This is a genomic window from Mesorhizobium sp. M0678 (genome assembly GCF_040320505.1).
Taxonomy (GTDB): Bacteria; Pseudomonadota; Alphaproteobacteria; order Rhizobiales; family Rhizobiaceae; genus Mesorhizobium.
Map to the genome: position 1 here is coordinate 26,278 of NZ_JAMYPT010000022.1, position 17,400 is coordinate 43,677.

General features: G+C 61.8%; 18 protein-coding genes. 15 read left to right on the top strand and 3 right to left on the bottom strand.

All coding sequences use genetic code 11. The features are described 5' to 3' along the window. Nucleotides 1-408: 408 nt before the first annotated feature. From NKI29_RS27265 to NKI29_RS27285, 5 genes are all read left to right on the top strand, one after another. Nucleotides 409-1,572 carry an acyltransferase family protein gene (locus tag NKI29_RS27265; RefSeq protein ID WP_352571335.1) on the top strand — a complete coding sequence of 388 codons (1,164 nt, stop codon included), beginning with the start codon at nt 409-411 and terminating at the stop codon, nt 1,570-1,572. 181 nt (nt 1,573-1,753) lie between these two features. Continuing rightward, complete coding sequence (locus NKI29_RS27270; protein ID WP_352755560.1) at nt 1,754-3,496, top strand: portal protein; 1,743 nt, start codon at nt 1,754-1,756, stop codon at nt 3,494-3,496. After that, the gene (locus tag NKI29_RS27275; protein WP_352571333.1) at nt 3,493-3,813 is read left to right on the top strand and encodes a Bbp19 family protein; all 321 of its coding nucleotides are present in this window, start codon (nt 3,493-3,495) and stop codon (nt 3,811-3,813) included. The genes NKI29_RS27270 and NKI29_RS27275 overlap by 4 nt, the downstream gene beginning before the upstream one ends. 37 nt (nt 3,814-3,850) lie before the next feature. Next, the gene (locus NKI29_RS27280) at nt 3,851-4,132 is read left to right on the top strand and encodes a hypothetical protein (protein ID WP_352501182.1); all 282 of its coding nucleotides are present in this window, start codon (nt 3,851-3,853) and stop codon (nt 4,130-4,132) included. A 3-nt stretch (nt 4,133-4,135) separates the two neighbouring features. After that, nucleotides 4,136-4,573 carry a hypothetical protein gene (locus NKI29_RS27285; RefSeq protein ID WP_352571331.1) on the top strand — a complete coding sequence of 146 codons (438 nt, stop codon included), beginning with the start codon at nt 4,136-4,138 and terminating at the stop codon, nt 4,571-4,573. Between the two features lie 718 nt (nt 4,574-5,291). On the opposite strand, the gene NKI29_RS27290 is transcribed toward NKI29_RS27285, so the two are convergent. The 3 genes from NKI29_RS27290 to NKI29_RS27300 all read right to left on the bottom strand — a co-directional run bounded on the left by NKI29_RS27290 (nt 5,292) and on the right by NKI29_RS27300 (nt 6,398). Continuing rightward, the gene (locus NKI29_RS27290) at nt 5,292-5,609 is read right to left on the bottom strand and encodes a YMGG-like glycine zipper-containing protein (protein WP_352453776.1); all 318 of its coding nucleotides are present in this window, start codon (nt 5,607-5,609) and stop codon (nt 5,292-5,294) included. A gap of 194 nt (nt 5,610-5,803) precedes the next feature. Beyond that, nucleotides 5,804-6,205 carry a type II toxin-antitoxin system HicB family antitoxin gene (locus tag NKI29_RS27295; protein WP_352541138.1) on the bottom strand — a complete coding sequence of 134 codons (402 nt, stop codon included), beginning with the start codon at nt 6,203-6,205 and terminating at the stop codon, nt 5,804-5,806. 4 nt (nt 6,206-6,209) lie between these two features. Further along, on the bottom strand, nt 6,210-6,398 hold the full coding sequence (locus NKI29_RS27300) for a type II toxin-antitoxin system HicA family toxin (protein ID WP_352571330.1): 189 nt from the start codon (nt 6,396-6,398) through the stop codon (nt 6,210-6,212). A gap of 109 nt (nt 6,399-6,507) precedes the next feature. Between NKI29_RS27300 and NKI29_RS27305 the strand changes: the two genes are divergently transcribed. From NKI29_RS27305 to NKI29_RS27350, 10 genes are all read left to right on the top strand, one after another. Further along, a complete protein-coding gene (locus tag NKI29_RS27305; RefSeq protein WP_352571329.1) occupies nt 6,508-7,080 on the top strand; it encodes a hypothetical protein in 573 nt (190 codons plus the stop codon). A gap of 219 nt (nt 7,081-7,299) precedes the next feature. Next, a complete protein-coding gene (locus NKI29_RS27310; protein ID WP_352571328.1) occupies nt 7,300-8,208 on the top strand; it encodes a hypothetical protein in 909 nt (302 codons plus the stop codon). A gap of 23 nt (nt 8,209-8,231) precedes the next feature. After that, entirely contained in the window at nt 8,232-9,221 is a 990-nt protein-coding gene (locus tag NKI29_RS27315; protein WP_352797877.1) for a Coat protein, read from the top strand. 214 nt (nt 9,222-9,435) lie between these two features. Next, complete coding sequence (locus NKI29_RS27320) at nt 9,436-9,681, top strand: hypothetical protein (RefSeq protein ID WP_352797879.1); 246 nt, start codon at nt 9,436-9,438, stop codon at nt 9,679-9,681. Nucleotides 9,682-9,969: 288 nt separating this feature from the next. Next, on the top strand, nt 9,970-10,572 hold the full coding sequence (locus tag NKI29_RS27325) for a phage connector family protein (protein WP_352797880.1): 603 nt from the start codon (nt 9,970-9,972) through the stop codon (nt 10,570-10,572). Then, nucleotides 10,569-13,025 carry a phage tail protein gene (locus NKI29_RS27330; RefSeq protein ID WP_352755554.1) on the top strand — a complete coding sequence of 819 codons (2,457 nt, stop codon included), beginning with the start codon at nt 10,569-10,571 and terminating at the stop codon, nt 13,023-13,025. The genes NKI29_RS27325 and NKI29_RS27330 overlap by 4 nt, the downstream gene beginning before the upstream one ends. Before the next feature lie 215 nt (nt 13,026-13,240). Then, nucleotides 13,241-13,909 (top strand): hypothetical protein, encoded by a 669-nt coding sequence (locus tag NKI29_RS27335; protein ID WP_352571272.1) that lies wholly within the window; start codon nt 13,241-13,243, stop codon nt 13,907-13,909. A gap of 2 nt (nt 13,910-13,911) precedes the next feature. Beyond that, the gene (locus tag NKI29_RS27340) at nt 13,912-14,403 is read left to right on the top strand and encodes a hypothetical protein (RefSeq protein ID WP_352571271.1); all 492 of its coding nucleotides are present in this window, start codon (nt 13,912-13,914) and stop codon (nt 14,401-14,403) included. Further along, nucleotides 14,403-16,931, top strand: coding sequence for a hypothetical protein (locus tag NKI29_RS27345; RefSeq protein WP_352571270.1), 2,529 nt, complete (start codon nt 14,403-14,405; stop codon nt 16,929-16,931). The genes NKI29_RS27340 and NKI29_RS27345 overlap by 1 nt, the downstream gene beginning before the upstream one ends. Further along, nucleotides 16,928-17,356: a hypothetical protein gene (locus tag NKI29_RS27350; RefSeq protein WP_352755551.1), complete on the top strand. Its 429-nt coding sequence runs from the start codon at nt 16,928-16,930 to the stop codon at nt 17,354-17,356. The genes NKI29_RS27345 and NKI29_RS27350 overlap by 4 nt, the downstream gene beginning before the upstream one ends. Nucleotides 17,357-17,400: the final 44 nt, after the last annotated feature.

The following is a 17,400-nucleotide window of genomic DNA, read 5'->3' on the forward strand; positions in this document are numbered from 1 at the left end:
TTCCGCAACCGCGTGCTCGCCTGGTGGTACTGGCGCCGGCATGCAAGGTTGAAGAAGAGATAGACGGGAGCTTGCCTGCCGGGATCGCGTAAGCCGCGATCCTTCGCGCCCCCCTCTGTCCTGCCGGACATCTCCCCCTCAAGTGGGGAGATTGGCAGCTTGGAGGACAGCGCCTTTTCTGCATCCCTCGAAAATTGGCGAAGACCGTGATGACAGCCAATCTCCCCACTTGAGGGGGAGATGTCCGGCAGGACAGAGGGGGGTGTTCAAGTGCATGCCTCTACAATTGCCCTCAGGTGTTCCGCGTTTTCCGTAACAGCCCAGCGCAAATCGTGTTCCTTCCGCACGGTTGACATTCCTCCCTCAGCCGCCATGCTGCATTGCAACATGGCTATCGAGGAGTTCGGCATGACAGAAGCCCGGTCATCGCGCATCGAGTGCCTGGACGGGCTTCGGGCGCTTGCCGCGATCTGGGTGCTCATCGGGCACTGCTTGTTGTTGACCGGCTGGCAGATTCCTATTCTTGGCGAACCGGACCTCGGCGTCGATCTGTTCATCATGCTGTCCGGCTTCTTGATGGTGTTCCACTACCAGCTGCGCCAGGACAAGGAGCCCTGGCAAAGGCCGGAAACCTGGCTGAAATTCTGGACCCGCCGCTATTTCAGGATAGCGCCGCTGTTCTACGTCATGCTGTTCGTTGCCCTGGCGCTTGGCCCCTATCTCTACGGGTCGAGAATGGTCATCGACGAGTTCCTGCTGAGGTCGCCGCAGGCGCCCGAGCGTTATCTCGACAGCGGCCTGAAGAATATCGGCGCCCATCTGCTGTTCCTGTTCGGCCTGGTGCCGAATTTCGCCTATCGCACGCCGCTGCCCGACTGGAGCCTCGGGCTGGAGATGCAGTTCTACGCGCTATTTCCGGCCATCATGCTGCTGGTGCGCAGGCTTGACTGGATATGGGCGGCCATGCTGACCGCGGCGACCGGCAGCGCGATGGTGTTCTTGATGGGGCAGTTGTCGGTGCATTTTCCGATGCCGTCGTTCCTGCCGTTGAAGATGCAGATTTTCCTGTGCGGGATGCTGCTGGCGGGCGTCGTCCATCAAAGGCAGAAGCGGCCCTTCGTGCATCTGGCATTGGCCATGCTGCTGGCGGCGCTGCCCTTTGGCGGCGGCTATGGACTTGGCAAGCTTTTGATGCGGGAAGCGCTCGTCCTGGGGTTCTTTGCCCTGGTTCTCTACCGCATGCTGCCGGGAATGGCGGGTATCGTGGCCAGAAACATCGCCATGACGCTCGCCAACAGGTTCTTTCATTTGATGGGTGAGCTTTCCTTCAGCATCTATTTGATCCATCTGCTGGTTCTCCAGCCGGTCGCGGCTCTGGTCATCACCCAGTTCGGCCACGAATTGTCGGCGCCGCTGCGCTTTGCGATCGTCACCGTCGTCGTCTTGCCGGTGGTGTGCCTGCTGTCCTGGATCACCTACACGCTGATCGAAGTACCCGGCCAGAAGATGGGCCGTTTCGTGGTGCAGCGCTTTGGGCGCAAGGCTGCGCTGGAGACGACGCCGGCGGAATAAGGCGCTTCCAATCTCCCCCCTTGAGGGGGAGATGTCGCCGAAGGCGACAGAGGGGGTCGCCGATCCACGCGAGACGAGCCCCTCTGTCCTACCGGACATCTCCCCCTCAAGTGGGAGATCGGCAGCCTCGGCGTCCCGCCATTTCTTTCTTTTCCCATTCACCCATCAAGCGAGGCTGACCATGAGCGATTCCCGTGCTCGCGATATCCTGTCGCGACAGGCTGAACTGGAGAGCGAGCGCAGCCAGTACGAGCATGTCTGGGAGGCGGTGTCCGAATTCTGCGATCCCGACGCGCCCGACATGTGGAGTGGCCGCCGTCAGGCCGGCGTCGATTCGCAGGCCGAGCGGCAGGAGCGGCGCGGTGCGCGTGTCTACGCCAATACCATCAACTCGGCCGCCAACCGGCTGGCCGCCGGGCTGGAAAGCCTGATCATCCCGCAGTCGGAGAAATGGCATGGGCTGTCGACCGCGGCCATCAACGACCAAGAAACCGACGAGGAGAAGGAATGGGCGGAAGCGCTGCGCGACTTCCTGTTCTCGCTGCGCTACTCCGCCAATTCCAATTTCGTGCCGGCAACGCAGGCCTGCCTGCGCAATGTCGTGCGCTATGGCCCGGCCTATCTCTATGCCGAGGAAGGTTTTGGCGGCACGCTGATCCGCTATGCCTCGATCCCAGTGGTCGAAGGCTATCTCTCACGCAACCGCTGGGGCCAGGTCGATATTTTCCACCGCCGCTACGAGCGCACGGCAAGACAGGCGGCGCAACTGCTCGGCTATGACAGACTGCCGGCGCGGATCAAGATTCTGGTCGACGACCCCGCCAAATGCGAGACCAAGATCTCGCTAATCCAGTGCATCCAGCCGCGCGACGAGCGCAAGATGTACAGTCTGAGCGGCTCCTACCAGTATCTCGATACCGCGTTCGCTTCCTATCATGTGATCGAGGGCGAGGAGGCGATCGTCAGGGAAAGCGGTTTTCGCTCGTTCCCGGTGTCATGCTTCAACTGGCGCCGCTACGAGGGCGATCCCTACGGCATCTCGCCGACCATCGAGGCGCTGACGACGGTGCGCGAGGAGAACGCCGTGCGGCGCTCCGGCCTGCGCGCCTTGCAGCAGATCACCGATCCGGCGACCGCCTCCAAGGCAAGGCTCGACTATGTGCCGGTGCTCAATCCCGGCGAGAACTATCCCGGGCTGATCGACGATGCCGGCCGGCCGCTGATCGCGCCGATCGCCACCGGACAGAACCCGACCTATGCCTTCAATTATGCCGACAGCCGGGCCGAGGAGATCCGCGACATAATGTTCGTCAACCTGTTTCAAACGCTGGTGCAGAACCCGCAGATGACGGCGACCGAGGCCTTGATCCGGCAAGAGGAGAAGGGCGCGCTGCTCGGGCCGTCCGGCTCGATCATTCAGGCCGGCTTTGCCTCTAATCTCGACCGCGAGCTGGGCATTCTCGAGGACAAGGGACTTTACGAGGAAGATAGCCGCTTCCTGCCGCCGGCGAGCCTTGCCGGCAAGGCGTTGCGGCCGACCTTCACCGGCCCGCTCGACGTGCTGCGCCGTTCGGCCGAGGCGCGCGACACCATCCAGGTTGTCACCACCGCCATGCAGATGGCGCAGTTCGATCCCGGCGTGATGGACAATATCGACGGCGACGCGGCGCTGAAGATCGTGCAGGGCGCCGGCCGCAGCCCGCAACGCATTTTTCGCCGCCAGGACGAGGTGGCGGGCATCCGCGATGCCCGCGCCAAGGCTCAAGCTGAACAGGCCGGCATGGCGGCGATGGCTGCCGCCGGCAAGGTCGCCAGGGATGCCGTGCCGGCGGCAGTGCAGGCGCGCGACAGCGGCCTGCTCGACGGGCTCGGCGGGCTGATGCCGCAGGCTGCGCAAGATGCTTCGGGCGGGCAGGGCGTATGAGCCAAAAAAGCTTCGCCCATTCCAGCCAGGCCGGCGGCCCGGCCAAGGCGCAGGATGCCCTGGCCAAGGCCTATCTCAGAGTGTTCTCGGGCCAGGACGGCGAAATGGTGCTGGCCGACCTGGCGGCCGCAACCGGCTATTACCGCCGCCCGTCCTATGGCGAATGGTTGGCCAAGACCAAGACGCCGAACGGCTTCGAGCTGCACAGCGCGCTGAGCAATGCCCGCGCCGAAGTGGTGCAGCACATTATGGGGTTTTTGACGCTGGACGAGGCGCAGTTGGCTGCGCTGGAGAAGGCGGCGAGGCTGGAGGGGTAGGGGCTTTAGGAAAGCGTATGCTCAGGCGAACCCCGACGTGAACATCGAGGATGTAGTAATTCATCATCCGGCTGAGCAGCAATTACTTAAGAGGCTTCTAAATTTCCTATCGAAGAAAAAGATCAATTCGATAGAAAATCTCCGCGGGATCCCTAAGGATTTAAACGATATTCTGCATCTTGTTATCATTAGGGGCGAAAATGACAAATTCTATGAAAAGTACCCGTATCCAACGGAGCAGCAGATTCTGGATCATTCTACAATGATGGATAAGAAATATGGCCATCATTTCGTGCCGCCTGTCGGAAAATATAGGTGAAAAATGGATTATTATTATGTAGAGCCATTTGTTGCTGGTGATTTTGGCAAAAATACGGTTCCCGATAACCGCGTTCACCCGCCGATTGTGCACAAACTTCACTACGAGATTGACGTTTGGATAGGTGATGTCCTGATAAGGAGTTTTCCCTGTTATCTTGTCACCAAAGAAGCCGAGCTGGAGCTGCTGAAGATGCGAGTTTCAGGGGCGACGTTTGCCGACGTCGAGGTTACTGCTTCGGAGTTGTTTCATCGGCTGCAGCCAGAAACAGAACTTCCAACCTTCGTCTGGATAAAGATCCATGGGCAGCCAGGACATGATGACTTCGGCATGGCTTCGAACCACACGCTTGTTGTTTCAGAGCGGGCGCTAGACGTGTTTGAGCGCCTCGGCAATGAGTCGGCCGGGATTCATTCATTCGACGAGCCGGAAAAGGATTGAATGATCCTAGTGACTTCGCACGTCAGAGATTTAGCTGATGGACTGCAAAACCTGAACGCGAATAGCCATCGGTTCTGCGGGCATCAATTCTGCAAGGTGCAGTCCAAATACCACGTGTTCAGATATGTTGGAGTTTGTAGCGTGACCCGCGCCTTGGTCGGAGGACCTTCAATATTTGCTGTCCTCATAACGAAGGTGTCGAGCATAAATGTCGTGCTGTCAAATGCAGCGATCTGATATACGTTTCGTCGGAAGATATCGTATTTCGTTGACGATGGTTTGAACGTGCCCGATTTGCTGGTTACAATGAAGTGATCGGCAAATTCTTGGATATCAAATTTCCTGGCCTTGTTAGCTGCGACGAATCCCGAGTCATCTGATGACGGTATGTCGGACCATGTGTGGAAGTCGCTTACTGAACATATGAAGACGTCGCCATCTTTTGAGTTCACTGGCTCCATTGCAAACAAGCAAAGCGACAAAAGGATTATGAGGCGCAGGATCGCCGGCCTCAATGTTGCAATAGTCCGCATTGCCCGCCCCCGTGGGTAGCCCTGGACGATAGCGCTGACCTCTAATCAGCGGAAGGACCAAATCGTCAGGGAAACGGATGCGCGAGACTGACGCTGCGCCCTCTCCCCGTTCTACGGGGAGAGGATACCGGCGGGCAGGTGAGGGGCGGAGCCGGCATTTCAGAGCTTTCTCCCCATAGAACCACTCAATAATCGCCGTTGTAATAGCGGTCGTCGCAGGGGGCGGTGTAGATGCGGCCGCTGGTGCGATCCTGATAGCGGCAAAGCTGTTCGCTGCGCGGCTGCGGCGTGGTGGCGTTGCCGACGACCGCGCCCAGCAAGGCGCCGGCTCCGGCACCGATGACCGTGCTCTTGGTGTTGCCGCCGATCGCCTGGCCGGCAAGCGCGCCGGCGCCGGCGCCGAGCAGCGCACCGGTGCTGGTTCTCTGCTGTGCCTCGGTCTGCGCACAGCCTGCCAATGCGGCAGTCACCAGCATGGCGGCAATGGCTCTGGACATGGTCATCGTCTGGTACTCCCTTGAAACCTATGAGCTAATACACGGGGCGATTTTGCCAAGTGCGGTCGCATTTGCGGCGGAACATAGGCACCGTGCCTCACGAAATAAGACATGGTTGTTTTTGTCTGACAGCCTGATCCGCAAAGAAAGTAACCGAACAAGACCCAAAGAGCTTCATCTCCAGTCGACCTTCGAGAGCGCTACGCTGCCTCGATCTGCATTACCTTTTTCGCCGCAGCGGCCAGAAATCCGGATCGGCTGTAGCCGTGGCGCTCCGCATATCGGTCAATCTGATCGAGGACATCTTCCGGAATGGTGACATTGACACGCACGACCTTCGCAGCTTCAGCTTTCAAGGGAACCAGGATGGCGACACCGCTCAGATTGTCCTTGTCCGACATCACTTCCTCCAGGGATGACGGTTCGGGAATGGCCTCGCCATCCTCGACCAGCCCCTCGACATGAAAGGCCAGTGCTTCCCCGGCCATGGCACGGGCATCATCCAGGTTGACGCCGGCTGTCACCAGGCCCGGAAAATCGGGAAAGGAGACGCCGAAGTCGCTGTCCGCTTGCTTGTGGATCAATCCGATATAGTTCCGCATTTCTCTACCTCAGCTTCACGCCGGATTGTTCTTCAATACTCTTGAGAGTGCCGATCGGGATTTTGCGCTTGGGATGCGGAACTGTCACCCGGCCCGGCTTGGATTTGTGCTTGAACTGGGCGTGACTTCCTTTTCGAGCCACTTCGTACCAGCCATCCGCCAACAGCCTGTGAATGACATCGGCGCTCTTCATGTTGTGTATAGATACACATAACTGATCCAAATGTCCATGAGCTTTGCCGCTGTTGCGTGCGGCGGCCCAGCCGACCCCGTTTTCAATCCTGCAAGAATGGAGATACCAAATGACCCGAGGTCTTGCCCGGACGCTTTCGCGTGCCGCCGCCAGAGAAGCCGGCCTTGCCCCACCCAGGGCAGGGCTGATAGCCAGGACGACCGGACAGGGCGGCGCCTACCGCACCGTCTTTTCGTTCAATGCCATGCCGGTGCCGGTCACCGATGCGCAGGGCTTTGCCAGCCAGAAGCTCTTCGACTTTCTCGATGGCAAGGTGCGGATCAAGGGCGGCACGGCACGATTGCAGTTCGCCGTGCTGACGCCACGCGCCTCGACCATCAACGACAATGCCGCGCTGACCTGGTCGCTCGGCTCGGCGGCAGCATCGAGCGCTGTACTGGCAGGCACTATGGCCAATGTGGTGGGCGCCACCGGCCGTACGCTGGATGGCGCGGGTGCCGCGCCGTCGAGCGCATCGATTGCCGATGTTGCCGCAGCCTTGACGCTCGACGGCACCGTGACGCCGGTCGACCTCTATCTCAACCTGGCGTTTGCGACCGGCACCGATATCGACGCCGACGGCACACTGGCGGTGTCGGGCACCATCACGCTGCTCTGGGAGAACTGGGGCGATAATGCGTAGGCGCTAATCTCCCCCCTTGAGGGGGAGATGTCGCCGAAGGCGACAGAGGGGGTCGGTTCGACCGGGCGCGACCCCCGGCGACAGATGAGGTCGGCGCTCCACGCGCGGCTACCCCCCTCTGGCCTGCCGGCCATCTCCCCCTCGAGGGGGGAGATACCAAGCTTCGCCGCCAGTGCTCTCATCACCGGCCTTTAATTCTGTAACAAAAGGAATCTTCTCATGACAGATCTGGCAGACGCCGGGTCCGTGGTGGCGGCGCCACCGGCGGGCAACCTTGCACGGCCACCGGCCAACGGGGACAACGGGTCCGCCCCGCCTGCGGCCAAAAGCTGGTTTGACGGTCTTTCCGAAGGCAGCCGCAAGCTTGCTGAAACCAAGGGCTGGACCAAGCCTGAAAGCCTCGATCGGGTTTTCGCCTCCTATGCGGAGCTGGAGCGGCAGCAGGGCGAGAGCCTGCGCGTTCCGGCAGCCGATGCAGCCGCGGAAGACTGGGAGAGGTTCCATGCCCGGCTGCCCGAGGCGATGCGTCCGCTGACCTCGCCCGAGAAGGTCGAGTACCGGCGCCCCGACGGGCTCCCCGAAAACTTCGCCTATTCGGACGAGCTCGCCAGTGCGTCCAAGGCCTGGGCGGTCGAGGCAGGTGCTACCCCGAAGGTCGCACAGGCCTATCACGACCGCTTCGTCGGCTACATGGCCGAACAGGCCAAGGCACAGCAAATCGCCGTTGCCCGTTCGGTCGAGACGACGCATGACGACCTCGTCAGGGATTGGGGACCGACCGGCAGCGATGGCTTTCGCCAGAAGCTCGAGGTCGCCAACCGGGCGATGAAAAAGCTCGGACTGGTCAATGCCTACAAGGCGAAGGGCATCCTTCTGCCGGACGGTGCCTTGACCGACCCGCAGATCGCCAAGGCGTTCCATGCCATCGGCGAGGCGATGTTCCGGGAAGACACGATCGACGGCGGCACGGCCTTGAGTGGAGGCAATCCCTTCAAGCGCAATGCCGCCGGCGAGCGCAACCTGACTGGCATCTCGGCGCTCGTCAAAAGCGACCCCGCCCGCGCCCGGCGGCTGGCACGCGAGGCCGGCGAAAATCCCGACCTGTGGATGCCCAACAATCCTCTTTAACCCAAACCTGAAGGAAGACAAAAATGGCAGACGCCTATACCCGTATCGCTGACGCGATCGTTCCGTCCGTCTATGCGCAATACTCGTTCGAGGAGCACGTCCAGTCGCTGGAGATTTACCAGGCCGGGATCCTGTTTTCCGACCCGTCGATCGCCTCGAAGCTCAGCCTGGGCGGACGTTCCGTCGACATGCCCGGCTGGAAGGACCTCGGCAACGATCCGTCCGAGCCGGTCAACGACGACCCGGCCGACTCGATCGAAATGAAGAAGATCGGCGCGCGCCGCGAAGTCGCGGCCCGCAATGTGCGTGCGCAGGCCTGGGGCATCCCGGATCTGACCTCGATCCTTGCCGGCGACGATCCGCAGAAGCTTATCGTGCGCCGCCAGACCGACTACTGGCAGCGCGCCAACAAGCTGACGCTGCTGGGCATACTGAAAGGCGTGCTGGCCGACAACATCGCCAATGACGGCAGTGACCTGGTGCGCGTCACCGGTGCTTCCATCGTCGACACCGACATCATCGAGGCCGCCTACCTGATGGGCGACCGCGCCGACAAGTTCAAGACGATCTGGATGCATTCGAAGCAGATGAAGGCGCTGAAGCTCGCCGACCTCATCGACTATGTGCCGTCGTCCGAGCAGGGCGGGCCGCTGATCCCCTATTACATGGGGCTCAGAGCCGTCGTCGACGACGACATTCCGGTTGCCAGCGGCGTCTACACGGCGTTCATGTTCAAGGACAAGGCAATCCTGTGGAACGAACTGCCGGTCAACACCGAAGGCGGCCCGCTCGAGTTCGACCGCAAGCCGCGGCAGGGCCATGGCGGTGGTGTCACCGAAATGGTCGGCCGCCGGCATTTCGTGCCGCATGTGCCGGGCACCCGCTTTCTCGACGCGTCCTCGGCCGGCGAATTCGCCACCGATGCCGAGCTGGCACTGGCGGCAAACTGGGACCGCACGGCGTCGAGCGTCAAGCACATGACGTTCATCGCGCTGAAGACGACCGAGGCCTGATCGGGCTGGAAGGGGGCAGGAGTGAAGAACTCCCGCCCCTTCGGGACGCCAGGTCGGCCGATGTGGCGAACCCCAAGTTCACCCACTGCGCTGCACCAGAGTGCTGTGAATTTTGGCGTTCGCTACAACATTCGTGTTGCCCTTCGGTCAATCGACGGCACCAAACAGTTACAAGAAAGGGCGATGCTGCCTTGTCTTGGTAAGGGAGGTCACCATGAACATGAAGTACAAAACAGTTCAGGAAGTGCTCCGAAAAGCGGGCATTGTCATGAGCAAGAAGGGGGAAGTTCATCGCATAAACTTCTTCAGCGGCCTGGAAGACACCGCCTACTACACGCCAAGTCTTCAGGACGCCCTGGACAGGGGCTTGGCTTTGGCGGGAGGTGCCGGAAGAGTGAAAGCAAGCGTCTTTGCCAAGTCAGCTGAAACAGGGATCTCGATCGGCGCACACGTCGGCTGACCCAATTCAGGCAAGACATCGCCGCGTTGCGCGGCGGTGTCGTGAAACTGCAATAGCCGAAGCATTGCCGTCTTCCTTGCTCGAATGGGAAAAAGACGGCTGACGAAGCGTCTGCCACGCCGTTTCATGACGGGCGGTCGGCGTCGTGACGGCCCCCGTGCACGAGACGTGCAACGTTCCGCCCAAGCCAAAATCACAAGAAATCCCAGCCGCCTTGAAGCGGCTTTTTGCCGTGGAGGCACCATGCCCCGTTTTCCCCGACCAACCACACAGCCGGAGGCCTGAGCCATGGCCATCACCCCGCTCGACATCGCCAACATGGCGCTCGCCGTGCTCGACGAGGCGCCGATCGACAGCCTCGACCAGGATGTCAAGGCGGCGCGCCTGCTCAATCTGCATTTTGACCTGACCCGCGAGGCTGAATTGACCAAGCACGCCTTTGTCTTCGCCATCCTGGCGGCCTCGGTCGCCGGCTTCGACACCGGCAGCGGCGCTGGCACGCTGAACTTCGCCTATGAGCTTCCCGCCGACTGCCTGCGGCCCTTGCCGCTGACCCATAGCGGCGAGCCGGATGGCGTGCCGCTCTCATGGCGGCAGGAGGCCGGGTTGGTCTATTCGGATCAGGCCGGGCCGCGCATCCTCCGCTATGTCGCCAATCTGACCGACCCCAACGACTGGGACGCGCTGTTCAGCGAAGTGCTGGTGGCGGCGCTCGCCATCAAGATCGCCCATCCGTTGACCCACAAGGCCAGCATGATCGACGTCGCACGCAGCGCCTATGACAGAGCGCTGGATGCAGCCTACTCGGCCAATGCCATCCAGCGCGGCGGCAGATTTTCGACGACGTCCTGGGCTTTCCAGCGCGGCGACAGCCGGGGCGACGGCCGATGACCACGCTCTATCCGGTCCAGGACGCTTTCATCCGCGGCGAGATTTCTCCCCGCTTGCATGCTCGCGCCTCGCTCGACCTCTACCGGGCGGCGCTGTCGAAATGCACGAACTTCGTCACGCTGCCGCATGGCGGCATCAGGAAGCGTGGCGGCACCTATTTTTGCGCGGAGGTGAGGGACTCATCAAAGGCGACACGGCTGATCCCGTTCATCTTCTCGGCTGATCAGGCCTATGCGCTCGAATTCGGCGATCTTTACATCCGCGTCTACGCCTATGGCGCGCGTGTCGGCACGGTCGAAGTCGTTTCGCCTTATCTCGAGGCCGATCTGTTCGACCTGCAATTCGTCCAGTCGGCAGACCAGATGTGGATCACCCACAAGGATCATCCGGTCAAAGTGCTGACGCGCACCGCGCACACGACCTGGACGCTGGCCGATTTCGTCTTTCTCGACGGCCCTTACGACAAGATCAACACCACGGCCACGACGCTAACGCCGGCCGCAACCGGCAACGCCATGCCGGTCATGGCCGCGAATACGCTGCCAAGCGGCACGGTCAGCAACAGCAACGGCTCATCCGACGTGTGGCAGGTGTTCGATGGCGACAAGCAGAAGGGGGAGAACATAGCGGGCTTTCCGAGCGGGTATCTGCGCTACCAGTTCGGCGGCGGCGGGGCCAAGACGGTCGACGCCTACTGGATTACCGCCACGAATGATCACTCAGACACTGCATCGCCGACCCAGTGGCAATTCCAGGCCTCGCACAACGGCACCGACTGGACGACGCTCGACAGCCGGGACGGAGAGACCGGCTGGTCCAAGTCGGAAACCCGCTTCTTCGACGGCTTCAACAACACGGTTGCCTACGAATATTATCAGCTGCTGTTTTCAGGTGGCGGCAGCGACGGAACCGCTATCGCCGAACTGGCCCTGCACGAATACGCGCCGTCGCAAACGCCATTTGATCTTTCGGCCTCCTCGATCGTCGGCATCAATGACGGCATCGGCTTCCAGACCAGCGATGTCGGCCGTGCCATTCGTCTGCTTGGCGCGGATGGCTTCTGGCGCTGGGCCAAGGTCGTTGCCCGGACCAGCACCATGGTGGTCACGGTTCAGTTGTACGGGCACGCTCTGCCCGATCTCAGCCCGATCATCCGCTGGCGTCTCGGCACGTTCGTGCCCGGCAAGTACGTGCAGAGCGGTTCGCTTTACGAGGAGCGCCTGGCGTTCAGCCGCAAATTCTCGGTCTATGCCTCGCAAACCGGCGATTTCGACAACTTCGCCACCGGCGAGAAAGACACCGACGCGCTGGAATTCGTGCAGGCCGGCGGCGGCCAGGCCAATGACATTACGTGGGTGGCGGAATCGGACGGCGCGCTGATCATCGGAACGCTTGGCGGGGTGAGGGCGCTGTCTGGCTCCGGCATCGACGAGGCGCTGACGCCGTCCTCGTTCAAGAACCGCCGGTCGCGGACTTTCGGTTGTGCCCCGCTGCGTCCTGTCGATGCGGGGCAGTCGTTCCTCTATATCACCCGCTCCCGCAAATCGATCGCCGAGCTGACGCAAAACGCCACCGGCCGCTTCACCTCCGACGATGTCGGTCAAATATCGGAGCACATTCCCAAGAGAGGCGTCGTCGAACTCGCCTTCCAGACCGACCCCGATCCGCTGCTCTGGTTCCCGCTCGGGGATGGCGAACTCGGCGGCTACACGCACCAGCCGTCGCAGGACGTTCGCGGCATGCACATCCACCAGATCGCCGGAAGCTTCGCAGGATCGAGCTGGGCCGTTGTCGAAAGCGCCGTGGTGACGCCCGGCCAGGACGGCAACGACGATCTCTGGCTGATCGTCAAGCGCACGATCGGCGGCGTGACCAGGCGCTATATCGAAATAAAGACCGCGCCGTTCGAGTATGGCGGGATCGGCGATGCATTCGAAGTCGACTGCGGCCTGACCTATGGTGGCGTCGCTGTGGGCACGGTCTCAGGGCTTGATCATCTCAACGGCGAAACAGCCGACGTCCTGGCCGATGGCAAGGTCTACAAGGGCCTTGCTGTGGCCGCTGGCGCGGTCTCGCTGCCCGGTGGGGCTACGGCAGCCAAATGGCAGGTCGGGCTCGGCTACCAGTCCGAAGCCAACACGCTGGAGCTCGATGTCGGCGGCCGCGACGGATCGATCGTCGGGCGGCGCAAGAAGGTGGCCAAGCTCATTCTTTCGCTGCTGGAAACCGACACAACCGGGCTTCAGGTCCAGTCGTTCATCCGCGGCCGCTGGGAGCAGGTTCGCATCCCGTCCGTGGTTGCACCCGACGGCGTGGCGAAATTGTTCACCGGCAATGTCGAGGTGCCGATCGACGATAGCTGGGAAGGGCAGGGGCGGGTGAAGATCCGCCACGTCAATCCAACGCCCTGCACGATCAGGGCGATGACACCGGTGTTCGACGCCGAGCCTTAGAAACTGCTGATCTCCCCCCTCGAGGGGGAGATGTCGCCGAAGGCGACAGAGGGGGTCGGTTCGTCCTGACGCGGCCTCCTATCGCCTCCATCGCGGGGGAAGAACGCCGGCGCTCCACGCGAGACGACCCCCTCTGGCCTACCGGCCATCTCCCCCTCGAGGGGGGAGATCACCCGCTCCGTCTTCCATCGCTTCCCCAACCAAGGAACCCACCCGTGACCCCAACCCATCCCGAAGACCTCGGCAGGGCGCGGACGGCTGCCGATTTCGCTGCCATCCGCGCCTTGCTCGACACCGACCTCAACAATGCGATCGCCCGCAAGGCCGAACTGGAAACGGAAAAGTTTCACGCGATCTTCGGCGCCGGCAATTTGACGGCGGCGCGTGCCGCATTGGACGACTGCAACGCTGAAATCGCGCTGATCGAGAAAACCATCGAGGACGCGGACGAGCGCCGCGTTGGCGCCCCCCTGGACGAACCCCCCGCCGAAGCTGCCGTCGCCACGCCTGCGCCCGGCGACGAAGTCAGGACAAAGGCCGAGGCGCTCGGCGAGCGCTGGCGCACGGTCCACTGGCTGATCGAGCAACTGCGCCAGGAGCTGTTCGCGGCCGATGCCTTGAGCCGCGCCGTCATCGCCGCCAACGGCCTTTTCGATGCCGACGGCGCCGTCGGGCTGAAGGTCAACCTGACCACCATCCGGCGCACTGCCATGGCCGGCCCGAGCGCCGCCGCGCCATCGCGTCTCAGCCGCCCGGCGATCCAGGCCGACCGACTGCTTTTGTCCTTCCTCAGCCCCGGCGGCGTGCTCGACCGGCGCCCTGCGATCGGCGGGCCGGTCGGCGGCATCAAAAGCAAATTCATTCCCGCCGGCGAACGAGGCTGACCATGTGCACACTAGCTCTTATCGGTACGGCGCTTTCGGTCGGCGGCGCGCTGGCGGAAGGCCAGCGGTCGAAGCAAATGGCCGACTACCAGGCCAAAGCCTATGAACAGCAGGCGCGGGCCGACGCCCAAAGCTCGGCCTTCGAGCAGGGCCAGGAGCGCCATAAGCAGGACCTGCGGCAGGCGCAGGCGCGTGCCCAGGCCGGCGCTTCGGGCGTCGCCATAGCAGGCTCGCCGACCGAGGTGCTGGCGGCCAATGCCAGGCAGGGCCAGCTCGACCTCAAGGCGATCCAGTACGGCTCGCAGCTGCGCCAGAACGGTCTCGCCACGCAGGCTGCGATTTCGCGCTTTTCCGGCAGGCAGGCAGTGGGCGCCTCGATCTTCAAGGCCGGCGGCAGTCTCGTGTCGGGCCTTTCCGGCCTCTACGACCCGGCCAAGGCGGTGACGTTCGGCAGAAGCGCCTTCCCGCCGGCGCCGGGTGGAGGCCTCTACTGATGGCCACCATCCCGCTCCAGCTTGCCCAGCGCCGGCTCGATACCGGCAGTGTGGCCTCCTATCCCAACGGCTCGCCGGTGGACGCCGCTATGCAAGGCTTTGGCGACGAGCTGTCGGCGATTGCCGAGCGCTTCAAGCAACAGAAGCAGCAGCAGGATGCGTTCGACGCCGATATTATCGGCCGCGAACTGAACGCACGCATAGCGCACGCCGAGGCCGTGGCGGTGCAGACCGCGCCGGCCGACGGCGGCGGCCTGCACGACTTCATGTATGGCCAGCTCGATCCGCGCAGCGACGGCGTCGTCAAGCCCGGCCTGTTCGACCAGATCTTCGACGACACCGTGGCGAAAGTGCCGGAGGGCGAACGCGCCAATTTCCTCGCCCAAAAGCAGGCTCTGCGGCTCGCCGGCTCGGCGCGCATGGCCGCGCAGCAGCACGCGCGGCGCCAGAACTATGAGCAGGCCGAGTGGAGCAAGGTCGAGGACGGTTACACAAGCGCCATCGCGCAGGGCGACCCGGACGACAGCGGCACGTTCGAGGCGATCAGGCAGAGCGGGCTCGACCTGATCGGCAAGATGGGCAACCCGGTGGCCCGGCAAGCTGCCGAGGCCGCCTGGCGCAGCAACGCGGCAAAGGCGCTCGTCCAGGCGATGATCGCCCAAGACCCGAAGCGCGCTGCGGGGATGCTGGGTGGGGGGTCGGGAGCGACTGACGGCAGGACCAAGGACGATACCGTCGAGGCTGTGAGTGGGCCTCCGGCGGATGGAACTGCCGCACCGGCTTCGCTCCGTGACCGCGTAGGCAAGCTTACGCCGGACCAAACGTTGGCGCAGGCTTTTGGGGACGACATTGCCCCCGAAGAGCGGCCAGGGTTGGTCCAGCAGGCCCGAGCCGCCGACGCGATGCGGCAAGTCGAAAAACGCACAAACATTATCCTGGCCGAGCAGAATGCGCCGGCCGACATCAGGGACAATGGAACCTATTCCGGCCCGATCCCAACGCCGGAACAGTTCGTCGCTCTCTATGGCGCTACCGAAGGCGCCAGGCGCTTCGAGGCGTTCAACAGGACCGTTGAGGTTAATCGTCAATTCCACGGCATGCGCGACCTGTCGAATAACGCCGTGCGGGCCATGGTCAAGGACGCCGACCCCACCGCTGATAGTTCAACGCCGGAAGTGGACAAGGCGCGCCATGACGCTATCGCCACCGCCGCGGACCTGACGTTCAAGGCCAGGCAGGCCGATCCGGGCGGCTATGTCCGCGAGGCATTCGCGAACCTTGATGCGGCCTGGAGCAACCTGTCGAGGCCGGGAGACTATCGGGCGGCGATCATTGGCTCCATCGCCGCCCAGCAACAGTTGGGTTTTGAGACCGCCCAGCCGCTACCCAACTCTGTCGCTGAGGACATTGTCGGCAGACTCAAGGCCCAGCCGCAAGACCAGACCACAGAGCTGCGCAATGTGTTCGCCGCGCTACCGAATCAAGCCGCGCGCGAAGCGGTGCTCAGCCACCTGTTTCAGACCAGCGCGTCCCAAACAGATAACAGCATCGCGGATAGGTCGGTCCGGGCAGCTGTAGTCGACCCGATGATGCTGCTCGATTTAGCCAACACTGTCGAGCCAGGACGATCGGTATCAAACGCGGAACTCACCAACTACTTACCGACGAATCAAGAGTGGCTCGGGAGATTGATAGCCGGCGACAGTGAGCGGGGGAGCCTGTGGCGTCGTCTCGCACAAAAACTCGTGGGCTCCGATGGGCTTGGCGAAGACAGCATCTCGGTGGCCGACTTCACGCCGTTGGGGACGTCATTTGCACTGGAGAAGGCTGGAAATGCAGCGCTGGAAGGCAACTACGAAGAAACACTGCTCAATGCCGCGGGCGCAATTCCTGGCGATAGGTTGGCGGCCGTGGCCCTGGAACGCGCCGCGGCGAAGATTGCCAAGCCCTGGGTAGAGAAACTCTCAATATTTTCGAGGCGGCCGACTGACCTAGTCGAAGGCGGCGAGGCACTTGTTCGTGGGGTCGATGCCGAAACCCTTAGGCACCAGCAAGCGCTTGCGCGCTCGGTCTCGCCACCAATGCCACGCCGGAAGACACCACCCGGCGAAATATCCGACAGTGCAGTTGAAACCGCGCTATTAGCTGCGATGCTTGCCAGGGATACGTCCAAAGTTAAACATGCCGGGGCGAAGGTTGGGTGGGCTCCATCCAACGACTATCGAAAAGTCTTTTTCGATGCGAATCCTAGTCTCAACAAAAGCGACTATAGAGTGCATCATGGCGTCGAGCAGGGAGTTTTTAAAAGGTATCCCGGGCTTTTTACAGAGAAAGAGCTGCATTCAATCGAGAATCTTCGTGGAATCCGGAACGAGTTCGACATAATTTTGCACCTGAAGGTAATTCGGAGCGAGTGGGAATATTTCTATAAGAAAAACCCTCATGCCACCCGTCAGAAGGTCCTTGACTATGTTACCGAAATCGACAAGAAGTATGGACATTTGTTCTATCCGCCAATAGGTGAATGATGAGATACTTTGACATTCTGCCCGATGTGGCCGGCGGATTGGGTGACGGCACTGTCATGGATACCAGCGTCCACCCTCCTATCGTGAGCAAGCTTGTGTACCAGATGGAGGGATGGATCGGTGATGTTCTTATAACAAGCTTTCCATGTTTCCTCGTGACGGAAGAGGCCGCGCACGCGTTGTCAGAAATCGGCTTCACCGGAGCGACATTCGCCCCTGTTGAAGTCACAACGTCCGAAGATTTCCGCGAACTTCAGCCCGAGGTAGAGCTTCCATCTTTCGTGTGGCTGAAGGTGAGTGGGAAAGCGGGTCACGATGACTTCGGCATAGCCAAGAACCTTAACCTCGTCTTATCGGAGCGAGTCTTCGAGGTGTTTGATGAACGAGGTCTCCCTTCCGCTACCATCAAGCCGTTCGACGGCTGACGGCCGAAGGGGCAGGGATGGTCTCGGCAATAAAGCAATGGGTA

What these genes read in the sequence shown, in the direction of transcription:
- NKI29_RS27325 (WP_352797880.1), top strand. Translation starts at nt 9,970, where the DNA reads ATGGCCATCACCCCGCTCGACATCGCCAACATGGCGCTCGCCGTGCTC.
- NKI29_RS27340 (WP_352571271.1), top strand. Translation starts at nt 13,912, where the DNA reads ATGTGCACACTAGCTCTTATCGGTACGGCGCTTTCGGTCGGCGGCGCG.
- NKI29_RS27305 (WP_352571329.1), top strand. Translation starts at nt 6,508, where the DNA reads ATGACCCGAGGTCTTGCCCGGACGCTTTCGCGTGCCGCCGCCAGAGAA.
- NKI29_RS27350 (WP_352755551.1), top strand. Translation starts at nt 16,928, where the DNA reads ATGATGAGATACTTTGACATTCTGCCCGATGTGGCCGGCGGATTGGGT.
- NKI29_RS27290 (WP_352453776.1), bottom strand. Translation starts at nt 5,609, where the DNA reads ATGACCATGTCCAGAGCCATTGCCGCCATGCTGGTGACTGCCGCATTG.
- NKI29_RS27315 (WP_352797877.1), top strand. Translation starts at nt 8,232, where the DNA reads ATGGCAGACGCCTATACCCGTATCGCTGACGCGATCGTTCCGTCCGTC.
- NKI29_RS27320 (WP_352797879.1), top strand. Translation starts at nt 9,436, where the DNA reads ATGAACATGAAGTACAAAACAGTTCAGGAAGTGCTCCGAAAAGCGGGC.
- NKI29_RS27310 (WP_352571328.1), top strand. Translation starts at nt 7,300, where the DNA reads ATGACAGATCTGGCAGACGCCGGGTCCGTGGTGGCGGCGCCACCGGCG.
- NKI29_RS27300 (WP_352571330.1), bottom strand. Translation starts at nt 6,398, where the DNA reads ATGAAGAGCGCCGATGTCATTCACAGGCTGTTGGCGGATGGCTGGTAC.
- NKI29_RS27265 (WP_352571335.1), top strand. Translation starts at nt 409, where the DNA reads ATGACAGAAGCCCGGTCATCGCGCATCGAGTGCCTGGACGGGCTTCGG.
- NKI29_RS27285 (WP_352571331.1), top strand. Translation starts at nt 4,136, where the DNA reads ATGGATTATTATTATGTAGAGCCATTTGTTGCTGGTGATTTTGGCAAA.
- NKI29_RS27330 (WP_352755554.1), top strand. Translation starts at nt 10,569, where the DNA reads ATGACCACGCTCTATCCGGTCCAGGACGCTTTCATCCGCGGCGAGATT.
- NKI29_RS27275 (WP_352571333.1), top strand. Translation starts at nt 3,493, where the DNA reads ATGAGCCAAAAAAGCTTCGCCCATTCCAGCCAGGCCGGCGGCCCGGCC.
- NKI29_RS27345 (WP_352571270.1), top strand. Translation starts at nt 14,403, where the DNA reads ATGGCCACCATCCCGCTCCAGCTTGCCCAGCGCCGGCTCGATACCGGC.
- NKI29_RS27295 (WP_352541138.1), bottom strand. Translation starts at nt 6,205, where the DNA reads ATGCGGAACTATATCGGATTGATCCACAAGCAAGCGGACAGCGACTTC.
- NKI29_RS27270 (WP_352755560.1), top strand. Translation starts at nt 1,754, where the DNA reads ATGAGCGATTCCCGTGCTCGCGATATCCTGTCGCGACAGGCTGAACTG.